General features: G+C 35.2%; 9 protein-coding genes. 4 read left to right on the top strand and 5 right to left on the bottom strand.

Going from position 1 to position 12,276, the window contains the following annotated elements; translation table 11 throughout:
• Positions 1–28: 28 nt before the first annotated feature.
• The 4 genes from lpxA to H599_RS0107705 all read right to left on the bottom strand — a co-directional run bounded on the left by lpxA (position 29) and on the right by H599_RS0107705 (position 4,580).
• Positions 29–814, bottom strand: a complete 786-nt coding sequence (lpxA, locus tag H599_RS0107720; protein ID WP_026713605.1) for an acyl-ACP--UDP-N-acetylglucosamine O-acyltransferase — start codon at positions 812–814, stop codon at positions 29–31.
• Positions 815–883: 69 nt separating this feature from the next.
• The gene (locus H599_RS0107715) at positions 884–2,272 is read right to left on the bottom strand and encodes a bifunctional UDP-3-O-[3-hydroxymyristoyl] N-acetylglucosamine deacetylase/3-hydroxyacyl-ACP dehydratase (RefSeq protein WP_026713604.1); all 1,389 of its coding nucleotides are present in this window, start codon (positions 2,270–2,272) and stop codon (positions 884–886) included.
• Positions 2,265–3,311 (bottom strand): UDP-3-O-(3-hydroxymyristoyl)glucosamine N-acyltransferase, encoded by a 1,047-nt coding sequence (lpxD, locus tag H599_RS0107710; protein ID WP_026713603.1) that lies wholly within the window; start codon positions 3,309–3,311, stop codon positions 2,265–2,267. The genes H599_RS0107715 and lpxD overlap by 8 nt, the downstream gene beginning before the upstream one ends.
• A 39-nt stretch (positions 3,312–3,350) precedes the next feature.
• Positions 3,351–4,580, bottom strand: a complete 1,230-nt coding sequence (locus H599_RS0107705) for an HD domain-containing protein (protein ID WP_026713602.1) — start codon at positions 4,578–4,580, stop codon at positions 3,351–3,353.
• Positions 4,581–4,760: 180 nt separating this feature from the next.
• On the opposite strand from H599_RS0107705, the gene H599_RS0107700 reads away from it, so the two are divergent.
• From H599_RS0107700 to H599_RS0107685, 4 genes are read left to right on the top strand one after another with little or no spacing between them, the layout of a single operon-like run.
• Positions 4,761–5,258 carry a GbsR/MarR family transcriptional regulator gene (locus tag H599_RS0107700; RefSeq protein ID WP_026713601.1) on the top strand — a complete coding sequence of 166 codons (498 nt, stop codon included), beginning with the start codon at positions 4,761–4,763 and terminating at the stop codon, positions 5,256–5,258.
• A gap of 9 nt (positions 5,259–5,267) precedes the next feature.
• Positions 5,268–6,386 carry an efflux RND transporter periplasmic adaptor subunit gene (locus tag H599_RS0107695; RefSeq protein WP_026713600.1) on the top strand — a complete coding sequence of 373 codons (1,119 nt, stop codon included), beginning with the start codon at positions 5,268–5,270 and terminating at the stop codon, positions 6,384–6,386.
• A 21-nt stretch (positions 6,387–6,407) separates the two neighbouring features.
• Positions 6,408–9,560, top strand: a complete 3,153-nt coding sequence (locus H599_RS0107690) for an efflux RND transporter permease subunit (protein ID WP_026713599.1) — start codon at positions 6,408–6,410, stop codon at positions 9,558–9,560.
• Between the two features lie 4 nt (positions 9,561–9,564).
• Positions 9,565–10,965 (top strand): efflux transporter outer membrane subunit, encoded by a 1,401-nt coding sequence (locus H599_RS0107685; RefSeq protein ID WP_026713598.1) that lies wholly within the window; start codon positions 9,565–9,567, stop codon positions 10,963–10,965.
• Positions 10,966–11,033: 68 nt separating this feature from the next.
• Here H599_RS0107685 and chrA read toward each other — a convergent pair whose 3' ends face one another.
• Positions 11,034–12,161: a chromate efflux transporter gene (gene chrA / locus H599_RS0107680; RefSeq protein WP_026713597.1), complete on the bottom strand. Its 1,128-nt coding sequence runs from the start codon at positions 12,159–12,161 to the stop codon at positions 11,034–11,036.
• Positions 12,162–12,276 lie beyond the last annotated feature (115 nt).

Raw genomic sequence — 12,276 nt, 5'->3', positions numbered from 1 at the left:
ATTAAACAAATAAACGGTTATACTTTTTTTAATAGTTTCCTGAATATCCTTTCATAATTCCTCGGGAAGAATTTCTGATGAAATCAATAATTTCATCTCTTTCCGGAGTAGCTTCCATTTCGGCTTCAATAATGCCTAAAGCCTGCGTGGTGTTGTAATTTTTTTGATATAAAATTCGATAAATATCCTGAATCTCTCTGATTTTTTCAGTAGAAAACCCCCTTCTTCTTAAGCCCACTGAATTAATTCCAACATAAGATAAAGGCTCCTTAGCTGCTTTAGTATAAGGAGGAACATCTTTACGAACTAAAGACCCTCCCGAAATCATTGCGTGATCTCCAATATGTATAAATTGATGTATTGCTGCCAAACCACCAATAACAGCATAATTACCAACAACGACATGTCCTGCCAAAGCTACACCGTTAACAATGATAGCATTATTCCCTATAACACAGTCATGAGCAATATGAGCATAAGCCATAACCAAACAATTATTTCCAATAACCGTTTGACCGGAAGCACTTGTTCCTCTGTTTACTGTAACACATTCTCTAATGGTACAATTGTCACCAATAATTGCCAATGAATCTTCACCGCCAAATTTTAAATCCTGAGGAACCGCAGAAATAACTGCTCCGGGAAAAATATTGCAATTTTTCCCAATTCTTGCCCCTTCCATGATAGTTACATTAGAACCTATCCAGGTACCATCACCAATTACCACATTGTTGTGAATCGTTGTAAAAGGTTCAATTACTACATTTTTGGCGATTTTTGCGCCAGGATGAACGTAAGCTAACGGTTGATTCATATTTTTTATTTAATCGTTTAACTGTTTAATCGATTAATCGAAAAACGATTAACCAAATCAACAAAAAAATTATTGTTTTTTTGCAATTTGCGCCATTAATTCTGCTTCAGCAACTAATTTACCATTAGCATAAGCATTGGCCTGCATGTGACAAATTCCTCTTCTTATAGGTGTTATTAAGTCACATTTAAATACTAAAGTATCACCCGGTAATACTTTATGTTTGAATTTAACATTGTCAATTTTCATGAAATATGTCAAATAATTCTCAGGATCCGGAACAGTACTTAAAACCAAGATTCCTCCTGTTTGTGCCATTGCTTCCACAATTAAAACTCCGGGCATAACTGGTGCATCAGGAAAATGTCCTACGAAGAAATTCTCATTCATAGTAACATTTTTCATTCCCACCACATGAGAATCAGACATTTCAATGATTCGGTCAATCAATAAAAACGGTGGTCTATGAGGTAACATAGCCATGATTTTATGAATATCCATCAATGGTTCCTGGTTTAAATCGTACGTAGGAACATAATTTCTTTGTTCGATTTTAATCATTTTAGCCATTTTTTTGGCAAACTGAGTATTTACAAAATGACCTGGTTTATTAGCAATAATTTTTCCCTGAATTTTAGTTCCAATTAATGCTAAATCACCAATTACATCCAACAATTTGTGTCTGGCTGCCTCATTAGGATAATGCAAGGTAAGGTTGTCTAAAATTCCGTTAGGTTTTACATTAATCGTTTCTTTTCCAAAAGCAACTTTTAAATTTTCCATTGTTGATGATGATATTTCTTTATCTACATAAACAATCGCATTATTTAAATCACCACCTTTAATCAAACCGTTGTCCAAAAGCGATTCTAATTCATGCAAGAAACTGAAAGTTCTGGAAGAAGCGATTTCGGTTTTGAAATCTTCAATACTTTTAAGCGTTGCATTTTGAGTGCCTAAAATTTTAGTACCAAAATCAACCATAGTAGTAACACTATACTGATCGCTTGGCATTACAAGAATCTCACTTCCGCTGGCTTCATCTGTAAAAGAAATGATTTCTTTTACTACATAAACATTACGATTTGCAGTTTGCTCTTCTACTCCAGCATTTTCTAATGCTTCCACAAAATATTTTGAAGAACCGTCCATAATTGGCAATTCTGAAGCATTCAATTCAATGATAACATTATCTAAATCACAACCTTCTAAAGCTGCTAAAACATGCTCAGGAGTTTGAATTTTAACTCCTAATTTTTCCAGGTTAGTACCACGTTGTGTGTTTACAACGTAATTTGCATCTGCTTCAATAACCGGTTGTCCTTCTAGATCTACCCTAACAAAAGTAAAACCATTATTTACTGGAGCTGGTTTAAAAGTCATTGTAACTTCTTTTCCGGTATGTAACCCAACTCCCGTTAACGAGATTTCTGTTTTGATGGTCTTCTGTTTAACCATTGTTTCCATTTTTTTGGTTTAATATTTGTTTTTTTAATTCTTCAATTTCTGCAATAATCTTAGGTAAATTTTTAAAATGCACATAAGACTTACTAAAGTCGCTGTAGCCAAAAGTTGGGCTTCCCTGCAAAACTTCGTCATCTTTTATATTTCGTGCTACACCTGACTGAGCCTGAATTTTTACATTATTCCCAATAGTCAAATGTCCGGAAATTCCAACTTGTCCGCCAATCATTCCGTTTTTACCAATTTTAGTCGAACCAGCAACACCTGTTTGAGCAGCAATTACCGTATTCTCTCCTATCTCTACATTATGTGCAATCTGAATTTGATTGTCTAATTTCACACCTCTCCTAACAATTGTAGAACCTAAAGTAGCTCTGTCAATGGTAGAACAGGCTCCAATTTCTACATCGTCTTCAATAACAACATTTCCTGTTTGAGGTATTTTTTTATAACTACCATCTGCATTTGGAGCAAATCCAAAACCATCCGAACCTAAAACGGTTCCGGCATGAATAATACAATTATTACCAATTACTGTCTCTGAATAAATTTTGGCACCGGCAAAAATAGTGACATTATCACGAATGATAACATTATCTCCAATGAAACAATTTGGGTAAATTTTTACATTATCACCTATAATTACATTGGGTCCGATATAACTAAAACTTCCTAAATACAGATTTTCTCCGTATTTTACATTTTCAGAAATTACAGTATGAACTTCTATTCCCTGCTTACTGGCTTTTCGGGCCTGATCATAAAATTCTAATAATTTAGAAAAAGCCAAATAAGCGTCATCTACCTTTATCAGAGTCGTTTTTAAATCTGATTCAGGGGTAAAAGTTTTGTTTACAATGGTAATGGTGGCTTCAGTAGTGTAAATAAAGTTATTGTATTTGGGATTAGATAAAAAAGTCAAAGAACCCTCTTTTCCTTCCTCAATCTTAGAAAGCTCATGAACTTCTGCCAATGGATTCCCAACGACTTCGCCTTCTAAAACTCCCGCTATTTGTTCTGCTGTAAATTTCATTCCGACAAAAATATAAAAAAATAGATTTCAAATAAGGTTTTATATTAGTTGTTTTGGAAAACAAATATAATATTTGGTTACTGACTTTGATAACGATTTCAAGTTCAATTGATCAGATGATTCAATTACATCTTCCACCGTACGGTCTTTTTTCAAAATTCGTATCGGTTCCGCTTCCTTGTTGTATGCCTGATTTTTAATTTTTCCTTTAAATATAAAATAATTGGTATCGGCTATACTAATATCATTCTGAGCAGCAAAACGTTCTTTTAACGGATTTAAATCATCAATAGCCACCTTGTCGTTGGTCAATTGTATTTTCAATAAATCTCTGTTAATAATCATTTTACTCAATGAGGACAAAATAAAATCATCATTTTTTTGCCAGGCTTTTAAAGCACTAATCACATCAAAATCATCTAATTGAGAAAATAAATCCAGTGTTTCTGTATCAAACGATTCTAAGCCTACTTTATTTTGCATAAAAAACTGCAAAGGTTCGCTGCACGGCAAGACCACTCCTTTTAAAGTAAGTTCTTTGGCTCGCTTTAATATTTTAGTCATAATTAATTCGGCAGCTAAGCTTGTTTTATGCAAATAAGCCTGCCAATACATTAATCGACGCGACATTAGAAATTTCTCTACCGAATAAATCCCTTTTTCTTCAATAACTAATGCATCATCTTCAACATTCATCATCTGAATTAACCGTTCTGAGTTAACGTTTCCTTCGGCAACACCGGAATAAAAACTATCTCTTTTCAAGTAATCCATCCGATCCATATCTAATTGACTGGAAATTAATTGCAACATAAATTTTCGATGATAATCCCCTTCAAAAACCTTGATGGCCAGACTCAGTTTACCTTTAAATTCCACATTTAATTGTCGCATAAACAACAACGAAATTTCTTCGTGATGCACATCTTCTACAATGCTTTTTTCCATAGCATGTGAAAAAGGACCGTGACCAATATCGTGAAGTAAAATAGCAATATACAAAGCATTTTCTTCCTCTTCCGAAATAGAAACGCCTTTAAAACGCAATACATCCACGGCTTTTTGCATTAAATGCATACAACCTAAAGCGTGATGAAATCGGGTGTGATTAGCTCCGGGATAAACCAAATAAGAAAGTCCCATCTGTGAAATTCTCCTTAATCGCTGAAAATAAGGATGCTGAATTAAATCGTAAATTAAAGCATTGGGAATGCTTATAAATCCGTAAATGGGGTCGTTAAAAATTTTGAGTTTATTAATTTGAGTCACTATGCTGATTTTGGCTGCAAATATAACTAATTTCAATTGTATTTTTTGACCCTTTATTTCCTCAAAGACTTTTAACATCTGTTTTTGGTTAAAAAATCAGTTGCAAAAAAATTAACACAAAATTAAGTTTGGTTAGTTCGGTAATTATCGAACCAATCGTAAATTTGCAAAAAAAATAATATGGACAGCTTACAAAAAGAGAAAGATGAACTGATTGAGATGTTCGGTATCCACTTTGAATCTGTTTACAACATACCACCTTTAGCCGCTAGAATTGTCGGATTACTAATTGTAGAAGGATGTAAATCAGGTTTAACTTTTGAAAACATTGTAGAAAAACTAGGTGCAAGTAAAAGCTCTATTTCTACCAATTTGAATTTACTGCTCAAGATGGAAAAAATTTATTATTTCACCATTCCATGTGACCGAAAAAAATACTTTAAATCAGCACCTTTAAGCAGCAGATTATTAAATTATTTAAAAATATTAGAGTCAGAATTTATTGTAACAGAAAGAATTCTGAATTACAGAGAAAAAACAGCCAGCTGCAGCGAAGAAAAATGCAATTTGGAAAACATCAAATCCTATAAAAAACATTTGCTGGAGGTTGAAAAATCTTTAAAAAAAACAATTGCCGAGTTTAAAAAAATAGAAATACAAAATCAATCCCAAAACTAAAATTCAATTATGAAAAAGAGATTTTTTATTAGTTCCCTCATATTATCAATTGGCTTAGTTTCCTGTAATCAAAAAAAGGAAGATAAGGCTGCACCTGTCGCTATGCCTTATAAAGTCGTTGCCGTGACTAAGTCTAACACTTCTTTGCTGGCCGAATATCCGGCTACTTTAGAAGGAATTACCGATATTGACATCCGTGCCAAAGTAGATGGTTATATCGAAAAAATATATGTTCAGGAAGGACAGGAAGTTAAAAAAGGACAATTACTTTTTAAATTAGAAACACAAACTGCCGATCAGGAAGCCAGTGCTGCTAAAGCAAAAGTAGCAGCTGCTCAGGTAGAAGTGAACCGTTTAAAACCATTGGTAGAAAGAAATATTATAAGCGATGTACAATTAGAAACTGCCAAAGCTAATTTGGCGAGTGCTAAAAGTACTTACCAAAGTATCATTGCCCGCATTAATTATGCTACTATCAAAAGTCCTGTAAACGGAATTGTTGGAACCTTACCTTTAAGATTAGGAAGTTATGTAAGCAGTCAAACGACTCAACCTTTGACCAGAATTTCGGATGTAAGTACTATTTATGCTTATTTTTCAATGAACGAAAAACAACAATTAGATATTACGATGAACGCTGCGGGAAAATCTTTTCAACAGAAAATTGCTCAAATGCCAGCTGTAAATTTAATTCTGAGCAACGGAATTGAATATGCTCAAAAAGGAAAAATCGAAACGTTTAGCGGACAGGCAAATACACAAACAGGTTCATTTAACGTAAGAGCCAGTTTTTCAAATACTAACAAATTATTGCGTTCAGGCGGAAGCGGAACGATTCAGATTCCTACTAATTTAAATGATGTTATTTTGATTCCTCAAAATGCAACTTTAGAAATGCAGGATAAGCGTATTGCACTTACCATTGACAAAGAAAACAAAGTAAAAGCAGTACCAGTTGAAGTTCGTGCAGTACCGGGAGGACAGTTTTTTGTAGTTGACAAAGGCTTAAACGTAAACGATAAAATACTTATTGAAGGAGTTGGAATTGTTGCCGAAGGTACTTTAATCAAACCTGAATTAGTTGACTACGCCACCATAATCAATCCTGTAAAAAAAGGGATAAACTAACAACCGAATAAATAACGCATTATGTTTTCAAAATTCATTGACAGACCCGTTTTGTCAACGGTGATTTCTATTATCATCGTCATTCTGGGGGTTTTAGGTTTAATATCACTACCTGTTTCTCAATATCCGGAGATTGCTCCGCCAACGGTAACGGTTTCTGCTAATTATCAGGGAGCCAGTGCCGAAGTTGTAATGAACTCGGTTGTAATTCCTTTGGAAGAACAAATTAATGGTGTGGAAGACATGACTTACATGACTTCGACTTCCAATAATGACGGTTCGGCATCGATAAATATTTATTTCAAATTAGGAACCAATCCTGATTTAGCTGCGGTAAACGTTCAAAATCGTGTGTCGCGTGCTACGCCTTTATTGCCGCAGGAAGTTACTAAAGCCGGGGTTACCACTTCTAAAAGACAAAGTGATAACATTTTGATTTTTTCTTTATATAGTGAAAATCCAAATTATGATATGACTTTCCTTCAAAACTATGCCAACATTAATATTTTACCAAAAATCAAAAGGGTTGCCGGTGTAGGTGAAGCGATGATTTTTGGTCAAAAAGATTATTCCATGCGTATTTGGTTAAAGCCAGACGTAATGGGAGCTTACGGTTTAGTACCTTCGGATATTACTGCTTTATTAGCCGAACAAAACATTGAGGCTGCTCCGGGACAATTAGGAGAAAGCAGCAACGAATCTTTTCAATATGTTTTAAAATACAAAGGGCGTTTACAAAGTACTAAAGAATTTGAAGAAATTGTAGTACGTTCTACACCTGACGGAGAAGTTTTAAAGTTAGGAGATATTGCTAAAGTGGAACTGGGAGCCGTAAATTATGCCAGTAACACACTGACAAACGGTAATCAATCCGTGGCGATTGCCATTGCTCAAACAGCAGGTTCTAATGCTCAGGAGGTAATTGAAAACTCCTTAAAAGTTTTAGATCAATCATCAGTTAATTTCCCAAAAGGAATAAAATATACCACTTTAATTAATGCAAATGATTTCCTTGACGAATCGATTTCTAAAGTAATTCATACCTTAATTGAAGCTTTCATTCTGGTATTTATTGTGGTTTTCATCTTCTTGCAGGATTGGAGATCTACACTTATTCCGGCAATTTCGGTACCGGTCGCTATTATCGGAACCTTCTTTTTCCTGAGTTTATTTGGTTTTACCATTAACTTGTTAACCTTATTCGCACTGGTTTTAGCCGTGGGAATTGTAGTGGATGACGCCATTGTTGTGGTGGAAGCCGTCCATGCTAAGATGGAAGCCGGAGAACACGATCCTAAAAAAGCAGCTCATAGTGCAATGGGAGACATTAGTAGCGCTATTATTTCGATTACGTTGGTAATGTCGGCTGTATTTATTCCGGTATCGTTTATTAGTGGTTCTTCGGGCGTTTTCTATAAACAATTTGGTTTAACACTGGCAGTTTCTATTGTTTTATCAGCCATTAATGCCCTTACCTTATCTCCTGCTCTTTGTGCCATTTTCTTAAAAGAACATGGTTCTCACAAACCAAAAGGATTTGTAGAACGTTTCTACGCAGCTTTCAACGCGGGATTTGATATTACCACATCTAAATACAAACGCTCGGTTGAGTTTTTTATCAAAAGAAAATGGATGGCATTTGCGGGAATTGCTCTTTTTGCCGGACTTTATATCTTATTGACAACAATTACTCCTAAAGCTTTCGTACCAAATGAAGACACCGGATCTATTATGTCGGATGTTTCATTGGCACCGGGAACTTCTTTAAAAAGAACAGAAGAAGTATTGTTGCAAATTGAAAATCAAATTAAAGATATTCCTGAAATCAAAGAGGTTTTACGTATTTCCGGTCGAAGTTTAATTAGTGGTACCGGAAGTAACTACGGAATGGTAATCGTAAAACTGAAACCCTGGGCCGAACGAAAAGAAGCCAATCAGGAAGTTACCGCCATTGTGCAGGAATTGTTTAAGCGTGCAGCGGTAGTAAAAGATGCTAAAGTGTTATTTTTCGCCCGTCCTACACTGGTTGGTTTTGGATTCTCCAATGGATTTGAAATGCAGTTACAAGACCAAAAAGGTGGAACGGTTCAGGAATTGAGTAAAGTAAAAGACGAATTCATTGCCGAATTAAACAGCCGTCCGGAAATTCAATATGCAGCGACATCTTTCTCTGCGAATTATCCGCAATATCGAATTGATTTAAATGTTCCTGCGATTAAAAAATCAGGATTAACAGTTACGGATGTTTTAGGAACTTTGCAAGGTTATTACGGAGGAGTTTATGCGTCTAACTTTAATAAATTTGGAAAACAATACCGTGTGGTTTATCAGTCAGAACCGCAATTCAGAAATGATCCGGAATCTTTCAATAAAGTTTTGGTTAGAAATAGCAGCGGACAAATGGCGCCAATTTCTCAATTTGTTAGCTTAGAAAAAGTTTTTGGACCACAGGCTATTGAACGTTTTAACTTATTTACTTCGGTAAAAATTACCGGAGCTCCAAATCCTGGTTTCAGTTCCGGAGATGCAATTAAAGCGGTTCAGGAAGTAGCAAGCCAAAAATTACCTTTGGGATATGGTTATGAATTTTCAGGAATGACCCGTGAGGAAATTAGTGCCGGCGGACAAACGTTGTTTATTTTTATCCTGTGTTTAGTGTTTGTGTATTTCTTATTATCAGCGCAATACGAAAGTTACATTTTGCCTTTTGCGGTATTATTATCGTTGCCAATTGGTTTAACGGGTTCTTATATTTTTGCTTATTTATTTGGAGTTACAAACAACATATATCTGCAAATTACCTTAATCATGCTTATAGGATTATTGGCTAAAAATGCCATTTTGATTGTAGAATTCTCAGTCGATGCCCGACGAAAAGGCTACAGCGTAACTCAGGCCGCTATTCAGGGTGCCGTTGCCCGTTTGAGACCAATTTTAATGACCTCTTTTGCCTTTATTTTAGGACTATTACCGTTAATGCTTGCCCGCGGAGCCGGAGCTGTAGGAAACAAAGCTATTGGAACCGGAGCTATCGGAGGTATGTTAATAGGAACGATTTTAGGAGTATTTGTAATTCCGGTATTGTTTATTGTCTTCCAAAATTTACAGGAAAAAATTTCCACAAAACCACTTCCTGCTCCAATCGACGAATCAGATGTTGAATCTTTAGAATAAGAAAATGAAAAATAAATTATATAAAGTTGCCTTATTAGGAACTACAGCAATCGTAATGCAATCCTGTTTTGTTGCTAAAGATTACAAAAGACCTGATGTAAAAACCGATAATTTGTATCGCAGCGAAACCGCAATTGCTGATACTAATTCGCTGGCAAACGTAAGTTGGGACAAAATTTTCACCGATCCCATTTTGCAGGGATATATTAAAAAAGGATTGCAAAACAATTTAGACATTCGCATTGCAATGCAAAATCTTGCTGCTGCCGAAGCCACGATGAAGCAAGGCAAAGCAGGCTTTTTTCCAAATTTTTCTGTTGGAACCGACTGGACACATCAGGAATTATCTAAAAATAGCCAATTTGGTGCTATTGTTAGAAATACCTCTGTAGATCAATACCAATTCACAGGAACACTTTCCTGGGAAGCAGATATTTGGGGAAAAATCAGAAGTAACAAACGTGCGGCTAATGCGGCCTTTTTACAAACTACAGCCGCTAATCAGGCGATTAAAACCGAATTGATAGCTAATATTGCTGCCACTTATTACCAATTATTGGCGGTAGACGAGCAAATAAAAGTTGCCGAAGAAACACTGATTAACCGAAATAAAAGTGTTGAAACGATTATTCAGCTTAAAAAATCAGGAAGTGTAACCGAAGTTGGTGTTAAACAAACGGAAGCTCAAAAATATGCAACTGAATTAATTATTGCCGATTTGAAAAATTCGGTAATAATTCTCGAAAATACGTTGAGTACACTTTTAGGCGAACCTTCGGCCGAGATAGCACGCAGCACTTTTAATGATCAAAAATTGCAACCTACCATCACATTAGGTGTTCCAACTCAATTGTTGAGAAACCGTCCGGATGTAATTGCTGCCGAATACAATTTGATTTCAAATTTTGAATTAACTAATGTAGCCAAAAGCAGTTTTTATCCAAGTCTAAAAGTAACCGCTACCGGAGGTTTACAAAGTATTGATTTAAAAGAATGGTTCAGCACTAATTCTATTTTTGCCAATATTGTAACCGGTTTAACACAGCCAATTTTTAATCAAAGGCAAATAAAAACCAAATATGAAATTGCTAAAGCAAATCAGGAAAAAGCTTATTTGCAATTTGAGCAATCGTTGTTAAAAGCCGGAAAAGAAGTTTCGGATGCTTTAGCACAATACAACAATGAAACACGCAAAATTATTATTCGCGAAAAACAAGCCGATGTGTTAACAAAAGCGGCCAGTTTTTCCGATGAATTGTTAACCTATGGTTTGGCCAATTATCTGGAAGTTTTGACTTCTAAAAATGATGCGTTGAATGCCAAACTAAATTTGGTTGACAATAGATTCCAACAATACAAAGCCATCATTCAATTGTACAAAGCCCTTGGCGGCGGATGGCAATGAGCTTTATTTTAAAATTAGTTATTTTTCTAAAAAGTCATTAAGTTTCCGCGCTTAATGGCTTTTTTGCTTTAAAATAATCCTAAAATATATCCTAAAAAAGCACCTCCTAAAACTAAAAAAGCACTGTTGATTTTTCTATAATAAAATGCCACAATCATACTTACAATAGCAATCAGAATAGTTCGCCAATCGGTTATGGTTTCTGCTCCTATTTGGATACAAATAGAAATAATTATCGCCACCGAAGAAACATTCACCGCATCTAAAAAAACTGAAAAAGCTTTTGAATTTCGTAGTTTTTTGACCAAAGGATTTAATAAAGCTACAAAAACAAAAGAAGGCAGAAAAATGGCCAACGTAGAAACCGCTGCTCCGCTAAAACCATTCATCTGATATCCCACAAAAGTTACCGATGAAAAAACGGGGCCGGGTGTAAATTGTCCTACCGCAATAGCATCAATCAATTCGATACGGGAAAGCAAACCTTTGGCAACCAATTCGGCATCTAAAAAAGCAAATAAAACATAACCGCTTCCGTAAAGAATGGCACCGATTTTTAGAAAAATCAAAAATAAATTCCAATTGCTTACAGCAGTCAGAGTTGTTTGTGAAGCCGGTAAAATCCCCAAAGGAATCCAATTCCTTTGAACGGAATTTTTATTTTGTATCGAAAACCAAAATAATGACAAAAATCCCGCTCCAAAAAGCAAGGCTATTTCGTTAAAATGTAAAAGAGAAAGAACTAAAACGACAGCTCCAATGATTCCAAGCGGAATCGTTTTAAATGATTTTTTTGCCAAAGGAAAAATAGCACCTAAAATAATTGCAATTATTGCGGGTTTGATTCCGTACAAAAACGGCTGTATTTCCGGTAACTGACCGTATGCTTTGTAAAGCCATGCAAAAAATCCGGTGATAAAAACGGCAGGCAAAATAAAACACAAGCCTGAAACGATTAAGCCCTTTACTCCCGCCCGTTCATGCCCGATATGAATAGCCATTTCGGTACTGTTAGGCCCCGGAATTAAATGGGTCGCTCCTAATAAATCCAGAAAATGCTGTTCGTCCAGCCATTTTCTTTTGACAACCACTTCATTTTGCATCATTGCAATATGAGCTGCAGGACCACCAAAACCTATAATTCCTAACTTCAAAAACAGTTGTGCCAGCTCCTTTAAACGTTGTTTTTCATTCATTACAAAGATTTTTTTATGCTAAATTCAGCCTTCTAATGAGAAAACAAATTAATTTAACAACAAATAAAGGGAATTTTTAAAATATAGAAAATAAAAAATCTGTTCCAGTCTGCTA

It is taken from the genome of Flavobacterium daejeonense DSM 17708 (genome assembly GCF_000425425.1).
Classification (GTDB): Bacteria; Bacteroidota; Bacteroidia; order Flavobacteriales; family Flavobacteriaceae; genus Flavobacterium; species Flavobacterium daejeonense.
Note: the sequence above shows the minus strand (reverse complement) of the source record. Positions and strands in the feature narration are given on the sequence as shown.